General features: G+C 70.3%; 16 protein-coding genes. 8 read left to right on the top strand and 8 right to left on the bottom strand.

Features of this window, described 5'->3' with window-relative positions:
* Positions 1 to 121 precede the first annotated feature (121 nt).
* Positions 122 to 337, top strand: coding sequence for a hypothetical protein (locus tag K244_RS0118150; protein WP_020187718.1), 216 nt, complete (start codon positions 122 to 124; stop codon positions 335 to 337).
* Between the two features lie 47 nt (positions 338 to 384).
* Here the strand turns inward: K244_RS0118150 and K244_RS0118145 are convergent, their stop codons facing one another.
* Complete coding sequence (locus K244_RS0118145; RefSeq protein WP_020187717.1) at positions 385 to 1,842, bottom strand: NAD-dependent succinate-semialdehyde dehydrogenase; 1,458 nt, start codon at positions 1,840 to 1,842, stop codon at positions 385 to 387.
* A gap of 111 nt (positions 1,843 to 1,953) precedes the next feature.
* Complete coding sequence (locus tag K244_RS0118140; RefSeq protein ID WP_024816593.1) at positions 1,954 to 3,225, bottom strand: D-amino acid dehydrogenase; 1,272 nt, start codon at positions 3,223 to 3,225, stop codon at positions 1,954 to 1,956.
* A gap of 187 nt (positions 3,226 to 3,412) precedes the next feature.
* Here K244_RS0118140 and K244_RS0118135 point away from each other — a divergent pair, with 187 nt between their 5' ends.
* Complete coding sequence (locus tag K244_RS0118135; protein ID WP_020187715.1) at positions 3,413 to 3,928, top strand: methylated-DNA--[protein]-cysteine S-methyltransferase; 516 nt, start codon at positions 3,413 to 3,415, stop codon at positions 3,926 to 3,928.
* Between the two features lie 22 nt (positions 3,929 to 3,950).
* Here K244_RS0118135 and K244_RS0118130 read toward each other — a convergent pair whose 3' ends face one another.
* The 3 genes from K244_RS0118130 to ftsH form a co-directional block, all read right to left on the bottom strand.
* Positions 3,951 to 4,967, bottom strand: a complete 1,017-nt coding sequence (locus K244_RS0118130; protein ID WP_020187714.1) for a DUF808 domain-containing protein — start codon at positions 4,965 to 4,967, stop codon at positions 3,951 to 3,953.
* 147 nt (positions 4,968 to 5,114) lie between these two features.
* Complete coding sequence (locus tag K244_RS0118125; RefSeq protein WP_020187713.1) at positions 5,115 to 5,444, bottom strand: hypothetical protein; 330 nt, start codon at positions 5,442 to 5,444, stop codon at positions 5,115 to 5,117.
* Positions 5,445 to 5,676: 232 nt separating this feature from the next.
* On the bottom strand, positions 5,677 to 7,590 hold the full coding sequence (ftsH, locus tag K244_RS0118120; protein ID WP_020187712.1) for an ATP-dependent zinc metalloprotease FtsH: 1,914 nt from the start codon (positions 7,588 to 7,590) through the stop codon (positions 5,677 to 5,679).
* 251 nt (positions 7,591 to 7,841) lie between these two features.
* Between ftsH and K244_RS0118115 the strand changes: the two genes are divergently transcribed.
* The 3 genes from K244_RS0118115 (at position 7,842) to K244_RS0118105 (ending at position 9,984) form a co-directional block, all read left to right on the top strand.
* Positions 7,842 to 8,162, top strand: coding sequence for a DUF1476 domain-containing protein (locus K244_RS0118115; protein ID WP_024816592.1), 321 nt, complete (start codon positions 7,842 to 7,844; stop codon positions 8,160 to 8,162).
* Between the two features lie 28 nt (positions 8,163 to 8,190).
* A complete protein-coding gene (locus tag K244_RS0118110) occupies positions 8,191 to 8,991 on the top strand; it encodes an aldolase/citrate lyase family protein (protein ID WP_020187710.1) in 801 nt (266 codons plus the stop codon).
* Positions 8,992 to 9,162: 171 nt separating this feature from the next.
* Positions 9,163 to 9,984, top strand: a complete 822-nt coding sequence (locus K244_RS0118105; RefSeq protein ID WP_020187709.1) for an SH3 domain-containing protein — start codon at positions 9,163 to 9,165, stop codon at positions 9,982 to 9,984.
* A 72-nt stretch (positions 9,985 to 10,056) separates the two neighbouring features.
* On the opposite strand, the gene K244_RS0118100 is transcribed toward K244_RS0118105, so the two are convergent.
* The gene (locus K244_RS0118100; RefSeq protein ID WP_020187708.1) at positions 10,057 to 11,268 is read right to left on the bottom strand and encodes an NADP-dependent isocitrate dehydrogenase; all 1,212 of its coding nucleotides are present in this window, start codon (positions 11,266 to 11,268) and stop codon (positions 10,057 to 10,059) included.
* 189 nt (positions 11,269 to 11,457) lie between these two features.
* Here K244_RS0118100 and K244_RS0118095 point away from each other — a divergent pair, with 189 nt between their 5' ends.
* From K244_RS0118095 to purB, 3 genes are all read left to right on the top strand, one after another.
* Positions 11,458 to 12,651: an MFS transporter gene (locus tag K244_RS0118095; protein WP_020187707.1), complete on the top strand. Its 1,194-nt coding sequence runs from the start codon at positions 11,458 to 11,460 to the stop codon at positions 12,649 to 12,651.
* A gap of 64 nt (positions 12,652 to 12,715) precedes the next feature.
* On the top strand, positions 12,716 to 13,534 hold the full coding sequence (locus K244_RS0118090) for an RNA methyltransferase (protein WP_020187706.1): 819 nt from the start codon (positions 12,716 to 12,718) through the stop codon (positions 13,532 to 13,534).
* Between the two features lie 79 nt (positions 13,535 to 13,613).
* Positions 13,614 to 14,921, top strand: a complete 1,308-nt coding sequence (purB, locus tag K244_RS0118085; protein WP_020187705.1) for an adenylosuccinate lyase — start codon at positions 13,614 to 13,616, stop codon at positions 14,919 to 14,921.
* 193 nt (positions 14,922 to 15,114) lie between these two features.
* Here purB and K244_RS0118080 read toward each other — a convergent pair whose 3' ends face one another.
* Positions 15,115 to 15,597, bottom strand: a complete 483-nt coding sequence (locus K244_RS0118080) for a GNAT family N-acetyltransferase (protein WP_020187704.1) — start codon at positions 15,595 to 15,597, stop codon at positions 15,115 to 15,117.
* A complete protein-coding gene (alaS, locus tag K244_RS0118075; protein ID WP_020187703.1) occupies positions 15,594 to 18,245 on the bottom strand; it encodes an alanine--tRNA ligase in 2,652 nt (883 codons plus the stop codon). Before alaS ends, K244_RS0118080 begins: the two co-directional genes overlap by 4 nt.
* Positions 18,246 to 18,290 lie beyond the last annotated feature (45 nt).

Here is an 18,290-nt window from a genome sequence, read left to right as displayed (position 1 = left end):
GCAGCACGGGCGATGCGCGTTCCCATCACTCCTTCGTCTCGATATAAGCAAATGACAAAGTGTCTCGCCCTTCGCCGTCTCAGGCGTCGGAAGCGGGCCACGCGCATGGGAGGACGAAGCGATGGACGTGCGAAGCGCGCTGGAAACCGTGTGCTCCAACCCGTTGACGCGGCCGAAGCCGCAGCGGCTCGCGTTTTTGATCGGCCTGCCGATCGTCCTGCCGCTTTGGCTCGTCGCAGCCGCCCTCAGCTTGCTGGTCCTGGTCGTCACCGCCGCCTTCGTCACTGCAACGAGCCTCGTCCAAGAGGCCTGGGCGGACATTCGCGGCGGCGACTGACAAGACGCGCTGACGCCAGAGGTGTTACGCCGGCTAACGAACTCGCGTCATAGCCCGCCGATGCTGAGGTATTTCATGTCGAGATAGTCGTCCAAGGCGTAGTGCGAGCCTTCGCGGCCCATGCCGCTTTCCTTGACGCCGCCGAACGGCGCGACCTCGGTGGTGATGACGCCGTCGTTGACGCCGACCATGCCGTACTTCAGCGCGCCGGAGACCCGGAACGCGCGGGCGAGGTCGCGGGTGTAGAGGTAGGCGGCGAGCCCGTACTCGGTGGCGTTGGCGGCGGAGATCGCCTCGGCCTCGGTCTCGAACGGGATCAACACCGCGAGCGGCCCAAAGGTCTCGTCGCGCGCCACCGTCATGCCGGCGTGGCCGCCTGAAATCACCGTCGGCTCGTAGAAGGTGCCGCCAAGCGCATGGCGGCGGCCGCCCGTGAGCAGACGGCCGCCCTTCTCCAGCGCGTCCGCCACATGGGCCTCCACCTTGGCGAGCGCGGCGTCGTTGATCAGCGGCCCCTGCAGCGCGCCCTCGGTGAAGCCGGAGCCGACGACGAGGGTCTTCGCCCGCGTGGCCAGCCGCTCGGCGAAGGCGTCATGGATCGAGGCCTCGACGTAGAAGCGATTGGTGCAGACGCAGGTCTGGCCGCTGTTGCGGTACTTGGCGGCGACGGCGCCCTCCACCGCCTTGTCGAGGTCGGCGTCAGCGAACACCAGGAACGGCGCGTTTCCGCCGAGCTCCATCGAGACGCGCTTCACGCCCTTCGCCGCCTGCTCGCTCAGCAGCTTTCCGACGCGGGTGGAGCCGGTGAAGGTGATCTTGCGCACGTCGGGATGGTCCGTGAGCGCTTTCCCGATCGCCGGCGCGTCTCCGGTGACGAGGTTGACCACGCCGGCGGGGATCCCGGCGCGCTCCGCGAGCACGCCCCAGGCGAGGCCGCTGTAGGGCGTGAACTCGGAGGGCTTCGCAACCACCGTGCAGCCGGCGGCGAGCGCCGCGCCGAGCTTTCGGGCCAGCATCGAGAACGGGAAGTTCCAGGGCGTGATGGCCCCCACGACGCCCACCGGCTCGCGCGTCACGAAGAGTTTGCGGTCCGGCCAGGGCGACGGGATGACGTCGCCGCGGACCCGGCGCGCCTCCTCCGCGAACCACTGCACGTAGGCCGCGCCGATCATGATCTCGCCCTTGGCCTCGGCGAGCGGCTTGCCCTGCTCCAGCGTCAGCATGGCGGCGAGGGCGTCGGCGTTGCCGCGGATGTCGGCCGCAAGCGCCTGCAGCAGCGCGGCGCGGTGAGCCGCGGTGCGCGCCGCCCAGGCCGGAAAGGCGCGGTTCGCGGCCTCGATCGCCCGCGTGGTCTCAGGCGCGCCCGCGTGGGGAACTGTTCCGATCTCGTCGCCGGTCGCAGGGTCGTGCACGGGCAGCGTCACGCCGCCGTCGGCCGGGGTCCAGGCGCCGTCGATCAGGAGGGCTTCGCGGAAGAAGGGGCTGGTGCGGATCTGGTCGCGCATGGTGTGCGTCCTTGCGTCGGAGTTTTTTGAGACCGGGCGCTCCCGCAGAGCGGGCTCGCCTTGATCGATGGACACCTGTCGCGGCGCGGCGCGGCCGCCAGGGGGCGGACGTCAGGCGGGAATGGCCTGCAGATAACGGCTCGCGGCGAGGTCGTCGCTGGCGATCTCGGGCGCGCGGCCGGAGATGAGGTCCGCAAGCACGCGGCCGGAGCCGCAGGCCATGGTCCAGCCGAGCGTGCCGTGGCCGGTGTTCGTGAAGAGGTTGCCGAGCCGCGTCGCGCCGACGATCGGCGTTCCATCCGGCGTCATGGGCCGCAGCCCGGTCCAGAAACTCGCCGCGGTAAGATCGCCGCCGGTCGGAAACAGGTCGCTGACCGAGCGCGCCAGCGTCGCCCGCCGCGGGGCCCGCAGCGCGCTGCTGAAGCCCGCGAGCTCCGCGGTGCCGCCGACGCGGATGCGGTCGCCGAGCCGGGTGATCGCGACCTTGAAGGTCTCGTCCATCACGGTCGACTGCGGAGCGCCGTCCGGATTGGTCACCGGCAGCGTCAGGGAATAGCCCTTCACGGGGTAGACCGGCAGGGCGATGCGATGCGGGCGCAGCAGCGCCGGTGTGTAGCTGCCGAGCGCCGCCACATAGGCGTCCGCGCGCAGCGCCTCGCGGGAGGTGGTCCGGACGCCCGTAACCCGGTCGCCGTCCGCCTCCACGCTGGCGATCGCCACGCCGTAGCGGAAGCTCACGCCGAGGCCCTCGCAGATCACGGCCAAGCGCTGGGTGAACAGATGCGCGTCGCCGGTTTCGTCGCCCGGCAGCCGCAGGCCGCCGACGAAGATCCCCGCGACATGCGCGAGCGCCGGCTCCGCCGCGACGCAGCCTGCGGGGTCGAGCGCCTCGTAGGGCACGCCGTAGACGTCGAGCACGCGGGTGTCGTCGCGGACATGGTCAAGCTGCTGCTGCGTGCGGAACAGCTGCAGCGTGCCCCGCTCCCGGTGGTCGTAGGCGATCCCGGTCTCCGCGCGCAGCGCGCGCAGGGCGTCGCGGCTGTACTCCGCGATCCGGACCATGCGGCCCTTGTTGCGCTCGTAGGCCGCCTCGGTGCAGTTCGCGAGCATGCGGGCGAGCCAGCCGTAGAGCTCGGGCGACAGCTGCGGCCAGACCACCAGCGGCCGGTGGCGCATCATCAGCCACTTCAGCGCCTTCACCGGGATGCCCGGGGCGGCCCAGGGCGACGAGTAGCCGGGAGAGACCTGCCCGGCGTTGGCGAAGCTGGTCTCGAGCCCGGCGCCGGGCTGGCGATCGACCACCGTCACCGCATGCCCGGCCTTCGCCAGGTAGTAGGCCGTCGTCACGCCCACGACGCCGCCGCCGAGCACCAGAACCCGCATGAACGCCCCCTTGCCGTCGAGACGCCGTCGGCGGCCCGCCGAGACCGTCATAGCCCAAGAAGCGCAGCGGCGTCCGCCGGATTGCGACCGCGCAGGACAGATCGGACGTGAGCGCAGAGCCGCTGGACCTCGGGGCCGATTCGTGGCGAACGTCGAACGACGTCGACGCGGTCGGGGAGCCGAGCCCATGGATTACGCGCGCAGGGAGACGCCGTCGCCGGTCGGACGCCTCACGCTGGTCGCAAGCGGCCGCGGGCTGGCGGCGGTGCTGTGGGAGAACGACGATCCCCGCCGGGTGCGGCTGGGGCCGGCGCCCGAGGGCGACGCGCGAGCGACCCTCGACCGCGCGGAGGCGCAACTCGACGAGTACTTCCGGGGCGAACGGCGGACCTTCGATCTCGAGCTCGACCTTCAGGGCACGCCGTTCCAGACGGAGGTGTGGCGGGCGCTGCTCGCGATCCCCTTCGGCGAGACCCGCAGCTACGGCGCGCTTGCGGCCGCGATCGGGCGTCCCGACGCGTCGCGGGCGGTGGGCGCCGCGAACGGGCGCAATCCGCTCTCGATCGTCGCGCCATGCCATCGGGTGGTGGGAGCGACCGGCAAGCTCACGGGGTTCGCAGGCGGGCTCGCCGCCAAGGCCTACCTGCTGGCGCTCGAACGCGGGTCCGCCGCCCAGAGCGAACTGTTCGCCCCGGCGGCGTGACGCCTTAGGCTCCGGTCGGCCGTCAGGCGCTTTTGGTCGTCGGCGCGCTCGACGTCGGCTTGGCCTTGGCTGGCGTCACGGCGCGGGCGATCGGCGCGATGACGTAGCTGACCAGCGGCACCAAGGCGGCGCCGACGATCAGCCCGACGACGCCCGCCCCGGCCGCCGCCACGATCCAGCGCACGGCGCCGGCCGCGAACGGAAGGGCGTGCGCCGCGGCCTCGGCGACGCCTTCGATCCCGTGGGCGAGCGCCGGCAGCAAGCCTTCGAGCCCGTGCACGATGATGCCGCCGCCGACCCAGACCATGGCGGCGGTGCCGACCACCGCGAGCGCTTTGAGAAACACCGGCATGCCGACGACGAGGCCGCGCCCGAACGCCCGCCGCAGGCCGGCGAGGGAAGAGGCGTCGGGCGTCTTCGCCATCGCGACACCGACGTCGTCCGCCTTTACGATAAGCGCGACGACGCCATAGACCGCCGCCGTGATCGCTAGACCCACGGCGGCGAGCACCGCAGCCTTCATCCACACGCTGTCGTCGGCCGGGATGCCCGAGAGCGTGATCGCCATGATCTCCGCGGAGAGGATGAAATCCGTCTTGATCGCGCCGGCGATCTTGGCCTCTTCGAGCCCGGTCGCGGCGGCTTGGTCCTTGGGAGCTTCTTCGGCCGCGCGGTTCTCGTGATGAAACAGGGCCTCCACGATCTTCTCGACGCCCTCGTAGCAGAGATAGGCGCCGCCCAGCATCAGCAGCGGCATGATCAGCCAGGGCGCGAAGGCGCTGAGCAGGAGGCAGGCCGGCAGCAGGATCAGCAGCTTGTTGCGGATTGACCCGATGGCGATCCGCCACACGATCGGCAACTCGCGATCGGGCTTGAAGCCGACGACGTAGCGCGGCGTCACCGCGGCGTCGTCGATCACGACGCCCGCCGCCTTGGCGCCGGCCTTGGCGGTCTGTGCGGCGATGTCGTCGAGCGACGCCGCCGCCACCTTGGCGATGGCCGCGACATCATCCAGCAACGCGATCAAACCGACGCTCATCGCCCCTCCGCAATCATCCACGCGCCTCAGGGACGCAGCACGATATGTGGGCGGCGCGCCGCCGAAGTCACGCGCCGGTCCTGTAACACAGCAAACGGCCGCCCGGTAACCGGACGGCCGTGGTTTTAGGTCAAGCCTGCGTTTAGCTTACTTCGGCTGCTGGCCGGGCGTCGCGCCTACGGTGCCGGGGGAGTGCTTGGACGGGTCGGCGCCCATGGCGCCCGGACGCTTCTCGCCGCCTTGCGCCGCGGTGTCCTTGCCTTCCTGCTGACGCTGCACGTCCTGCGGGCTGGTGGCCACGCCGCCAGTGGTGTTGTTCATCGCCCCGGTGGTGCCCGGCGAGGTCGTCTTCGCGGGGTCGTTCGGGGCCGATGTCGAACCCTTGTCCATGGTCGAGGGCGTCGTGGGTTTGTCCTGCGCCTGAGCGGCTCCAAGAGCGAGAGCGCTGAAGGCGGCGGCGAGAATGAGATGTCGCATGGGTTTTCCCTATCGAGTTTGTTGTTCGATCTTCGGATGACAACTCGTCGGGGCGAGAGATGTTCCCTTAAGCGAGGTGAACTTTTGGCTTCACGGATCCGTTACTTTGGCCGCCGGACCCGCCGAAACGCACCTCAGCTTCGAACGCTATTTGTGCGAAACGCAGGCTCTGAAACGACAAAGGCCGGCCCCGAGGGTCGGCCTTTGATGCGTTCGAGATGACGCTGACGCGTCAGGCCTGGGGCTGCGGCTCCAGCCCGGCGTCAGGCCGCGGGCGCGGCTTGCCGGCGGTAGGCACCGCCGAGCCGCGGGGCGCGGGCGGCTCGTCCGACGCGTCGCGCACCGGAGGCTTGCCGGCCAGGATGTCCTTGATCTCCTGACCGGTCAGCGTCTCGTACTCGAGCAGCGCCTTCGCCACGAGGTCCATGGCGTCCTTGTTCTCGGTGATGATGCGTCGCGCCGTCTCGTAGCCTTCGTCGATGAAGCGTTTGATCTCGTTGTCGATCTTCAGCATCGTCGTGCCCGAGACGTTCTGCTGGCGCGCCACCGACATGCCGAGGAACACCTCGTCCTGGTTCTCGCCATAGGCGACGGTGCCGAGCTCCTTGGAGAAGCCCCAGCGCGTCACCATCCCGCGGGCGATGTTGGTCGCCATCTGGATGTCGGACTGCGCGCCGGCCGTCACCTTCTCGTCGCCGAAGAACACCTCTTCCGCCACGCGCCCGCCCATCGCCATCGCAAGGCGCGACGTGAGCTGCTCGTAGGAGATCGAGATCTGGTCCTTCTCCGGCAGGTACTGCACCATGCCGAGCGCGCGCCCGCGGGGAATGATCGTCGCCTTGTGGATCGGATCGTTCGCCGGCGTGAAGAGCGCGACCACGGCGTGGCCGGCCTCGTGATAGGCGGTGACCTTCTTCTCCTCGTCCGTCATCACCATGCGGCGCTCGGCGCCCATCATGATCTTGTCCTTCGCCGAGTCGAACTCGGCGGCGGTGACCATGCGCTTGGAGCGGCGCGCGGCGAGCAGCGCCGCCTCGTTCACGAGGTTCATCAGGTCGGCGCCGGAGAAGCCCGGCGTGCCGCGCGCGACGGTCTTGAGGTCGACGTCCGGCGCCAGCGGCACCTTGCGGACATGGACCTTCAGGATCTTCTCGCGGCCGATGATGTCGGGGTTCGACACCACGACCTGGCGATCGAAACGGCCCGGACGCAGCAGCGCGGGATCGAGCACGTCGGGACGGTTGGTGGCCGCGATGAGGATGATGCCCTCATTCGCCTCGAAGCCGTCCATCTCGACGAGCAGCTGGTTGAGGGTCTGCTCGCGCTCGTCGTTGCCGCCGCCGAGGCCGGCGCCGCGATGGCGGCCGACCGCGTCGATCTCATCGATGAAGATGATGCAGGGCGCGTTCTTCTTGGCCTGCTCGAACATGTCGCGCACGCGGCTCGCGCCGACGCCGACGAACATCTCGACGAAGTCGGAGCCCGAGATCGTGAAGAACGGCACGTTGGCTTCGCCGGCGACCGCGCGGGCGATCAGCGTCTTGCCGGTGCCGGGAGGGCCCACGAGCAGCACGCCACGCGGAATCTTGCCGCCGAGGCGCTGGAACTTCTGGGGATCGCGCAGGAACTCCACGATCTCCTCGAGGTCGCTCTTGGCCTCGTCGACGCCCGCGACGTCCTCGAAGGTCACGCGGCCGTGCGCCTCGGTGAGAAGCTTGGCCTTGGACTTGCCGAAGCCCATGGCCTTGCCCGCGCCCCCCTGCATCTGGCGCGACAGGAACACCCACACGCCGATCAGCGCGATGAAGGGCAGCCACTGCAGCAACAGAGCGACGAACCACGGCATGTTCTCGCCCGGCGGACGCGCGGAGATCGCGACGCCCTTGCCGTAGAGCCGCTGCACCAGCGACGGATCGTCGGGCGCGTAGGTCTGGAACTGGGTGCCGTCGGTGTACTGGCCCGAGATGTTCTGGCCCTCGATCGTCACGTTGCGCACGCGGCCGTTGTCGACCTCCGTGAGCAGGGTGCTGAACGAGATGTCGTTGGTCGCCGCGCGCTGTCCCGGATTCTGGAACAGCGTGAACAGGGCGAGCAACAGCAGAACGATGATCACCCAGAGGGCGAAGTTCCGGAAATTCGGGTTCATTGCGGGCCTTTCGCAACCGGCGCGGCGGCCGAGGGCCCAAGCGAGACGCTCGGGGCCTTAAGCCGCCGAGCGCAATGTAAGACCGCGCTTGGCGAATGCCAAGGCGATCGGGGGCGGCGATCGCGAAGCCCTTCCGGCCGGTGACGATAGTCTAAGGATTAGACGCCAAAGGCGCGTGGCTTCGCCATAATTGCCGGATGTAGTGGCGTCGGGCGGCACCGCGCGACCGACGGGACGGCATGGAAACCACGATGACAACCTTCGATCAACGCGAGCAGGCTTTCGAGGCCATGTTCGTGCACGACGAGACGATGAAGTTCAGCGCCTACGCCAGGCGAAACCGGCTGCTGGGGCTTTGGGCCGCCGAGGCGCTCGGCAAGCAGGGTGAGGAGGCGCAGGCCTACGCCAAGGCGGTGCTGCTCGCCGACTTCGAGGAGCCGGGCGACGACGACGTGTTCCGCAAGGTGCGCCGCGACTTCGACCACCGCGGCGTCGAGGTCGCCGACCTCGATCTCCGCAGGAAGATGGCGGAGCTCCTGGTGCTCGCCGTCGCCCAGCTTAAGACCGAATGACGCCTTTCCCCACATCCGGAGCCCGTGCATGACCTCGACCGCGGTTGGTCCGGGCGCGCTCGGCGCGGCGTCGCTCGCCAATGGCGCGCCGCATCTCAACGGCTGGGTCCAGGCGCCCTCCACGCTGGTGGTGGAGACGATCGCCCGCGCGGGCTTCGCGTCCGTCACCCTCGACGCCCAGCATGGGTTCGCGACCTTCGACCGCATCGTCGAAGGGATCGCGGCGGCGGCTCTCGCGGCGCGGCCCGCCTTGGTGCGCCTGCCGCTCGACGGCTTCGCGCTCGCGGCGCAGGCGCTCGACGCCGGCGCGGCCGGGGTGATCGCTCCGATGATCGACGACGTCGCCATGGCGCGGGCCTTCGTGGCGGCGGTGAAGTTCCCGCCGACGGGTCGGCGGAGCTGGGGTCCGAACCGCGGGCTCTCGTTCTCAGGCCTGTCGCGCGACGGCTACCTCGCGGAAGCGAACCGTCGGACGCTCGCGCTCGCCATGATCGAGACCGCCGAGGCGCTGGCCGCGCTCGACGACATTCTCGCGGTCGAGGGCCTCGACGGCGTGCTGATCGGACCCAACGACCTGTCCGTCGCGCTCAGCGGAGGCGCGGCCGTCGATCCCGACCACCCCGCCGTGACCGACGCGCTCGACGCCATCGTCGCCGCGGCCCAGCGCGCGAAGAAGCCCGCGGCGATCTTCGCCAACACGCCGGCGTTCGCCGCCGACTACGTGCGCCGCGGATTCCCGTTCGTCTGCCTGGGCCCCGATCTCGCGTTCCTGCAGCAAGGCGCCGCGCGCGCCCTGGCCGAGGTGGGAGAAGCGTCCGCTCGGCCTTGAACCCGCCGCACCACCGCCATTTTTCCCAGCTTTGAGATGTGAAACTTTCGCTCGGGCTCGCGCGTTCCTGACGCACGCGGGCGCACAGTTCGGCCGCGCGGCGGGGTTCGAGGAGCCGGGCGGGGATCCCGCTGAGAGACAACAACGACAGACCCAGGGAGTTTCGACGTCATGCTCACCACAGCCAAGTCGCTGCTGGCCGCCGCGGGCGTTCTCGCGCTGACGGCCGGCGCCGCGATCGCCGCCCCGGCCATCGCCACCACGGACCTCAACGTCCGATCCGGGCCCGGCACGGGCTACTCCGTCGTCGACTCGCTGCCTGCGGGCGAGCGGGTCAACGTTATCGGCTGCTCGGCCGGATGGTGCGAGATCAGCATGGGCGCAAGCGGGTCGGGCTTCGCCAGCGCCAGCTATCTGGACATCGGCGGTTCGGCCCCGTCCCGCGTCGTGGTCGAGGAGGAGGAGTATCTGGTCCCCGGCTACGAGATCAGCGGCTATTACGAAAGCCGGCCGTACTATTACACCAACGGGCTCTATTTCTACGGCGGCCGCTGGTACAACGACCGTCCCGGCTACGGCGGCTGGCGGCGGGACTCGTGGCGGCGCGACGTTAACTGGAACATCCGCGACCGCCGCAATCATGAGCGCTGGGAGTCGCGTCGCGACGACCGCCGGGAGCGGATCGACGATCGGCGGCGCGATGAACGCCGCGAGCGCATCGACGACCGTCGCGAGCGCATCCGCGACCGGGGCGACGACCGTCGCGTCGAGCGCATGGACCGTGGCGGCGGCCGGCCTGAAGGCCTCGGCGTTTTCGGAGGCGACCGGGGCGGAGACCGCGGGCGTGGCGAGCGTGGCGGGGATCGTGGGGGCTTCGATCGCGGCGGTGATCGCGGCGGCGATCGGGGCGGGTTTGATCGTGGCGGCCGCGGAGGCGGCGGCGAACGTGGCGGCGGCGAGCGCGGCGGCGGTCGGGAGCGTGGCGACCGCTAGGTCGACCTCGCGTCGAAACGAAAACGGGCGGCCCTTGGGCCGCCCGTTTTGTTTTGCGCGGAACGCGTGAGTTCAGGCCATCGCCTTCTGCAGATTGGCGTCGATCTTGTCGAGGAAGCCCGTGGTCGTAAGCCAGGTCTGCTGGTCGCCGACGAGCAGCGCCAGGTCCTTCGTCATGAACCCGCTCTCGACCGTGTCCACGCAGACCTTCTCCAGCGTCTCGCCGAAGCGCTTGAGCTCGGCGTTGTCGTCGAGCTTGGCGCGGTGGCCGAGGCCGCGGGTCCAGGCGAAGATCGAGGCGATCGAGTTCGTGGACGTCGCCTTGCCCTTCTGGTGCTCGCGGTAGTGGCGGGTGACGGTGCCGTGGGCGGCTTCCGCCTCCATGACCCGGCCGTCCGGCGTCGTCAGCACCGAGGTCATCAGGCCGAGCGAGCCGAAGCCCTGCGCCACCGTGTCGGACTGCACGTCGCCGTCGTAGTTCTTGCAGGCCCAAACGTAGCCGCCGGACCACTTCAGCGCCGAGGCCACCATGTCGTCAATCAGGCGGTGCTCGTACCAGATCTTCTTGGCGGCGAACTGGTCCTTGAATTCGGCCTCGTAGACCTCCTGGAAGATGTCCTTGAACCGGCCGTCGTAGGCCTTGAGGATCGTGTTCTTGGTGGAGAGGTAGACCGGGAAGCCGCGGTTGAGGCCGTAGTTCAGCGAGGCGCGGGCGAAGTCGCGGATCGAGTCGTCGAGGTTGTACATCGCCATGGCGACGCCGGAGCCTGGCGCGTCGAACACCTCATGCTCGATGGTCTGGCCGTCCTCGCCGACGAACTTGATCGTCAGCTTGCCCTTGCCCGGGAACTTGAAGTCGGTCGCGCGGTACTGGTCGCCGAAGGCGTGGCGGCCGACGACGATCGGCTGCGTCCAGCCCGGCACCAGCCGCGGCACGTTCTTGCAGATGATCGGCTCGCGGAAGATCACGCCGCCGAGGATGTTGCGGATCGTGCCGTTCGGCGAGCGCCACATCTTCTTGAGCTTGAACTCCTCGACGCGCTGCTCGTCGGGGGTGATGGTCGCGCACTTCACGCCCACGCCGTGCGTCTTGATCGCCTCGGCGGCCTCGACCGTCACCTTGTCCTCGGTGGCGTCCCGGTTCTCGACGCCGAGGTCGTAGTAGTGCAGGTCGACGTCCAGATAGGGGTGGATCAGCTTGTCCTTGATGTACTGCCAAATGATCCGCGTCATCTCGTCGCCGTCGAGCTCGACGACGGGGTTGGCGACCTTGATCTTCGACATGGGCGGACAGCCTTTCGCAGTGAGGCGCGGCGCTTTGGCGCAGCGGCGGGTCGCCGGACATCTACCATCGCCGGCCGCGCTGCGGAAGAAGGCGACGCCTCGGAAACGCAAGGGAGCGCCGCGCGAAACGCGCGTGGCTTTCGCATTTGCGAACGCTAGAACTGCGCTCCTGCCCTCGAGGAGAGCGTCATGACGAACGTCGCCGAAACGGCCGACGGCGCCGCGCCTGCGGCCGACCAGAAGCTCGTGCTGTTCGCGGCCATCGCCTGCGGCGCGATCGTCGCCAACCTCTATTACGCGCAGCCGCTGGTGGACCTGATCGCCCGCGATCTCGCGCTGGCGCCCTCCGCTGCGAGCGGCGTGGTCTCGCTTACACAGATCGGCTACGGCGTCGGGCTCATCCTGCTCGCGCCGCTGGTCGATCTCACCGAGACCCGCCGCCTGCTCACCCTGACGCTCGGAGCCGCGGCGCTGGCGCTCGCCGCGACCGCCCTCGCCCCGTCCGGCGCGGCGTTCTTCGCCGCCTCCTTCGCGGTCGGCGTCGCCTCCACCGCCGCGCAGATGCTGCTGCCGATCGTGGCGAACGCCGCGCCTGCGGAAACCCGGGGGCAGACGGTCGGCACGGTGATGAGCGGCCTGCTGCTCGGCATCCTGCTCGCCCGGCCCGTCGCGAGCGTGCTCGCGGACGTCGCGGGATGGCGCGCGGTGTTCGGGCTTTCGGCGGCGCTGATGGTGGCGATCGCCGTCGTGCTGCGCGCCTATGTGCCGTCGCGCGCGCCGCAGGGCGGCATGTCCTACGGAGCCTTCCTCGGCTCCATGTTGACGCTGCTGAAGCGCCACCGGGTGCTGCGGCGGCGCGCCGCCTACCAGGCCTGCATGTTCGCCGTGTTCAGCCTGTTCTGGACCGCGGTCCCCATGCGGCTTGCCGAGACCTACGGCTGGTCGCACAGCTGGATCGGCCTGTTCGCCCTGGCGGGCGCCGCCGGCGCGCTGGTCGCGCCCTGGGCCGGCAGGCTCGCCGACGCCGGCCTGACCCGGCCCGGCACACTCGCGGCGCTCGTCATCGCCGCCGTCGGCTTCGCGGTCGCCGGCCTCGACGGCTGGGGCGGCGTCGCGGCCCTGCTGTTCGGCGCCGTCGTCGTGGACGTCGGCGTCCAGATCAACATGCTGCTCGGCCAGCGCGCCATCTACAGCCTGGACGACACGGCGCGCGGCCGGCTGAACGGGCTCTACATCGCCATGCTGTTCCTGGGCGGCGCCGCCGGCTCGGCGCTCGTCAGCCCCCTGATGACGACGTGGGGCTGGCCGGCGGTCGCGATCGCCGGCGCGCTGATCCCCTTGGCGGCGCTCGCCTTCGCCGTGTTCGACGACGGGCGGGACTGAAGCCCGCGCAAAGCGACGGCCGTCGTGTTAAGGCGACGCCCTCGCCCGAACCGCTTGTGACGCCATGGCCGGAACCGACCACACCAAATCAGCCCTCGCCGCAGCGTTGCCCGCCGGGCCCGCGGTCATCCTCGTAGCGCCGCAGCTCGCGCAGAACGTCGGCTCGGTCGCCCGCGCCATGGCGAACTTCGGACTGGCGGAGCTCCGGATCGTCGGCGCGCCGGGAACCACCGACGACCCCTCCGCCCGCGCCTTCGCCGCCGGTGCGGACTACGTGCTGGACGCCGCTGTCCATTTCGAGCGGCTGGAGGACGCCCTCGCCGACCTCGACCTCGTGATCGCCACCACCGCGCGCGAACGCGGCCAGGCGAAGCCCGTCGACGCGCCGGCCGAGGCCGCCGCCCGGCTCGCGGCGCATATCGGCGGCGGCGGCCGCGCCGGCGTGATGTTCGGCCGCGAGCGCAACGGGCTCGAAAACGAGGAGGTGGCGCTCGCGGCCCGCGTGATGACCTTTCCAGTCAACCCGGCCTACGCCAGCCTCAATCTCAGCCAAGCCGTGCTGCTCGTCGGCTACGAATGGTTCAAGGCCGCGACCGGCGGCGCCGCGCCGTTCGATATGCCGACCCGCTCGCCCGCCGGCAGCCACGCCGAACTGGTGGCGCTGTTCGCGCACATCGAAGGCGAGTTGCGCGAGGCCGGCTTCTTCCGCTCGCCGTCGAAGACCGCCTCGATGGTGATCAACCTCCGCAACATGATCCAGCGCATGGAGCCGACCAAGCAGGACCTGCAGACCCTCCACGGCGTCGTCTCGGCGCTGGTCGAAGGCCGGCCGGGACCGGAGGGCCGCAAGCGGACGGTGCTGAAACCTCTCGCCGAGGACTGAGCGCGACAGCCGGAAACGCGTGACGCCCAGCGCGGATGTGCTAAGGCAGCGCCATCCGACGCCCGGAGGCCTGAACGCCATGATCCCCCGCTACTCCCGCCCCCAGATGGCCGACATCTGGTCGCCCGAGACCCGGTTCCGCATCTGGTTCGAGATCGAGGCGCACGCCTGCGACGCGCTGGCCGAGCTCGGCGTGATCCCGAAGGAGGCGGCGAAGACTATCTGGGAGAAGGGCGGCGCGGCGACCTTCGACGTAGCCCGCATCGACGAGATCGAGCGCGAGACCAAGCACGACGTCATCGCCTTCCTGACGCACCTCGCCGAGTTCGTCGGACCCGACGCGCGCTTCGTGCACCAGGGCATGACATCGTCGGACGTGCTCGACACCTGCCTCAGCGTCCAGCTCGCGCGCGCCAGCGACCTGCTGATCGCCGACGTCGACCGCCTGCTGGCGGCGCTGAAAAAGCGCGCCTTCGAGCACAAGCACACGCCCACCATCGGCCGCAGCCACGGCATCCACGCCGAGCCCACCACCTTCGGGCTGAAGCTCGCCGGCTTCTACGTGGAGTTCGAGCGCGCCCGCAAGCGCCTCGTCGCGGCCCGCAAGGAGATCGCGACCTGCGCCATCTCCGGCGCGGTCGGCACCTTCGCGAACATCGACCCCGCGGTCGAAGCCCATGTGGCGGAGAAGCTCGGGCTCGCCGTCGAGCCGGTCTCGACCCAGGTCATCCCGCGCGACCGGCACGCCATGTTCTTCGCGGTGCTGGGCGTCGTCGCCTCCTCCATGGAGCGGCTCGCCATCGAGGTGCGGCACCTGCAGCGGACGGAGGTTCTGGAGGCCGAGGAGTACTTCTCGCCGGGCCAGAAGGGCTCCTCCGCCATGCCGCACAAGCGCAACCCGGTGCTGACGGAAAACATCACCGGCCTCGCCCGCATGGTGCGCGCCTACGCCCTGCCCGCCATGGAGAACGTGGCGCTCTGGCACGAGCGCGACATCTCGCACTCCTCGGTGGAGCGCATGATCGGCCCGGACGCCACGGTGACGCTGGACTTCGCGCTCAACCGCATGGCCGGCGTGATCGAGAACCTGCTGATCTACCCCGAGCGCATGCAGGGCAACCTCGACCGTCTCGGCGGCCTGGTGCACTCCCAGCGCGTGCTGCTGGCCCTGACGCAGAAGGGCGCGAGCCGCGAGGACGCCTATCGCCTCGTCCAGCGCAACGCCATGCCGGTATGGCGCGGCGAGGGCGACTTCCTCACGCTGCTGAAGGCCGACGCGGACGTGCGCGGCTATCTAAGCGACGCCGAACTCGAGGACGCCTTCGACCTCGGCTACCACTTCAAGGCGGTGGACCAGACCTTCGCCCGCGTCTTCGGCGAAGGCTGAGGCTCCCGGCTGGCGGGACTCGGTTTCCTGCCGGGACCTGAGAGCTGTCTTGGGGATTGTCGGGGCGCTAAACCCCGCCGTCATTCCAGCCGAAGCGCAGCGCGGTCGTCGACCCGCCGGTTGAGAGCCGCTCCCGGCGGGCCCAGGGGCCCGTCCGGGCGGGCCGCCACGTGAGCGACGCCGCCGCCGCCCCTTAGCCCAGCGGCTTCTCCAGCACGTAATAGGTCGTGCGGTCGTAGCCCTCGTGCCGGGCCTCGGCGGTGATCGTGAAGCCGAGGCGCCGGAACACGTCGATGTTCTGCGGCATAGAGGCCCGCACCTTCAAGGTCAGCCGGACGCGCGCGAACTCGCGCGCCAGAGCTTCCGCCTCGCCGACCAGCGCGCGGCACACGCCGCGGCCGCGCGCCGAGGCGTCGACCGCCACTCGGCCGAGATAGACCGCGTCGTCCTGGGGCGCGCAGAAGGCGCAACCGACCACCGCGCCGTCCGCCTCCGCGATTAGCAGGAATTCGTCGCCGTCGAGCCGCGCCGTGAGGGTGTCGACGGTTTCCCGCAAGGCCGAAAGCGGCGGCTCAACCGGCCCCACTTCGCCGAACGCGCCACTTACCAGCGCGTGGACCGTGGCGACGTCCTCAAGTCCGCCGCGGCGGACCGAGACGCCGCCGGCGGGGCTCACGCCGCGGCGAGCCGCGCGGCGACGGCGTCGAGCGCCTCGCCGGCCTTCGCGCCGTCCGGACCGCCGGCCTGCGCCATATCCGGCCGCCCGCCGCCACCAGAGCCGCCAAGCGCCGCCGACGCGACGCGGACGAGGTCGACCGCGCTGAACCGTGGGACCAGATCCGGCGTGACGCCGACGACCACGCCGGCCTTGCCCTCCGAGGTGACTCCGACGATGGCCGCGACGCCCGAGCCGATCGACTTCTTGGCCTCGTCGACGAGGCCCTTGAGGTCCTTCATCTCGATGCCCTCGACCGTGCGGGCGAACAGCTTGACGCCGGCGACCTCGCGGACCGCGTCGCCCGCCCCTGCGCCGCCGCCGCCCATGGCGAGCTTTTTGCGCGCCTCCACCAGCTCACGCTCGAGGCGCTTGCGCTCCTCGATCAGCGCCTCGACGCGGGCGACGACCTCGGCCTCGGGCGCCTTGAGCAGCGCTGCGAGATCGGCGACCCGGTCGTTCTGCGCCTCGAAGTGCAGCCGCGCGGCCTCGCCGGTCAGCGCCTCGAGGCGGCGGACGCCGGCCGCGACGCCGCTTTCGCCGACGATGGTGATCGCGCCGATCTCGCCGGTGGCGCCGACATGGGTGCCGCCGCAAAGCTCGATCGAATAGGGCTTGCCGTCGTCGGCGCGCCCCATGGAGACGACGCGGACCTCGTCGCCGTACTTCTCGCCAAACAGGGCACGGGCCCCGGAAGCGCGCGCCTCCTCGATCCCCATCACGCGGGTGACGACCGGATCGTTTTGCAGGGCGATGGCGTTCGCGATCGCCTCGATGCGCTCCAGCTCGGCGGCGGCGATCGGCTTGGTGTGGCTGAAGTCGAAGCGCAGGCGGTCGGGGGCGACGAGCGAGCCCTTCTGCGCGACGTGGTCGCCGAGCGTGAGACGCAGGGCCTCGTGCAGCAGGTGGGTCGCCGAATGGTTGCCACGGATGCGCCGGCGCCGCTCGTGGTCGACCGTGAAGGTCAGCGCCTCGCCGATCGCGACGGCCCCGGACTTCACGTCGACCGCGTGGACGAAGAGGTCGCCGAGCTTCTTCTGGACGTCGGACACTGCGACCTCGACGCCCGGCGCCGTCAGGACGCCGGCGTCGCCGACCTGGCCGCCGCTCTCGCCGTAGAACGGCGTCTGGTTCGCGATCAGGAAGCCGCTCTCGCCCGCCGCGAGGCGCTCGACCTCCCGGCCGTCCTTGAGCAGGGCGACCACGGAGCCTTCGGCCTGCTCGGCGCCGTAGCCAAGGAACTCGGTCGCGCCGACGCGGTCGCGGATCCCGAACCAGATGGTCTCGGTCGCCGCTTCGCCGGAGCCCGACCAGGCGGCGCGGGCCTCGGCCTTCTGGCGCGCCATGGCCGCGTTGAAGCCGTCGACGTCGACCGAGACGCCGCGGGCGCGCAGCGCGTCCTGGGTCAGGTCGAGGGGGAAGCCGTAGGTGTCGTAGAGCTTGAACGCGGTCTCGCCGGCGAGGCTGTCGCCGGAGCCGAGGTCGGCCGCGGCCTCGTCGAGCAGGCCCAGGCCGCGCGCCAGCGTGGTGCGGAAGCGCACCTCCTCGAGCTGCAGCGTCTCGGTGATCAGGCTTTCCGCGCGCACCAGCTCCGGATAGGCCGCGCCCATCTCGCGCGTCAACGTCGGCACGAGCCGCCAGAGCAGCGGCTGCTCGGCGCCGAGCAACTGCGCATGGCGCATGGCGCGGCGCATGATGCGGCGGAGCACGTAGCCGCGGCCTTCGTTCGACGGCAGCACGCCCTCCGCGACCAGGAAGCTCGCGGCGCGCAAATGATCGGAGATGACGCGGTGGCTCGCCCGGGCGTCGCCCTCGGCGGCGACGCCGGTCGCCTCGACGGAGGCGTCGATCAGCGCGCGGAAGAGGTCGATCTCGTAGTTCGACGGCACGCCCTGGAGAATGGCGGAGATGCGCTCGAGGCCCATGCCGGTGTCGATCGAGGGCCGCGGCAGCGGGCGGCGCTCGCCCGGCGCGACCTGGTCGTACTGCATGAACACCAGGTTCCAGAACTCCAGGAACCGGTCGCCGTCCTCGTCCGCGCTGCCGGGAGGGCCGCCGAACAGCTTGTCGCCCTGGTCGAAGAAGATCTCCGAGCAGGGACCGCAGGGGCCGGTGTCGCCGGCGGCCCAAAAATTGTCGGACGAGGCGATGCGGATGATGCGGTCGTCGGAGAAGCCGGCGATCTTCTTCCAGAGCCCATGCGCCTCGTCGTCATCGATGTAGACGGTGACCAGCAGCCGATCCTTCGGCAGGTCGAAGGTCTTGGTGACGAGGTTCCAGGCCAGATCGATCGCGCGCTCCTTGAAATAGTCGCCGAACGAGAAGTTCCCGAGCATTTCGAAGAACGTGTGGTGGCGCGCGGTGTAGCCGACGTTGTCGAGGTCGTTGTGCTTGCCGCCGGCGCGCAGGCATTTCTGCGCCGTGGTGGCGCGGGCGTAGTCCCGGCGCTCGACGCCGGTGAACAGGTTCTTGAACTGCACCATGCCGGCGCTCGTGAACATGAGCGTCGGGTCGTTCCGCGGCACCAGCGGCCCTGAGGCGACGGCCGCGTGGCCTTCCCCCGCGAAATAGTCGAGGAAGGTCTTCCGGATCTCGTTGACGCCGCTCATGGGATTTCGGAGGTGCTCGCCGTTCGCGTTCGGGACAGGCGACCG

The sequence above is a fragment of the Methylopila sp. 73B genome, from assembly GCF_000526315.1.
GTDB lineage: Bacteria > Pseudomonadota > Alphaproteobacteria > Rhizobiales > Methylopilaceae > Methylopila.
Note: the sequence above shows the minus strand (reverse complement) of the source record. Positions and strands in the feature narration are given on the sequence as shown.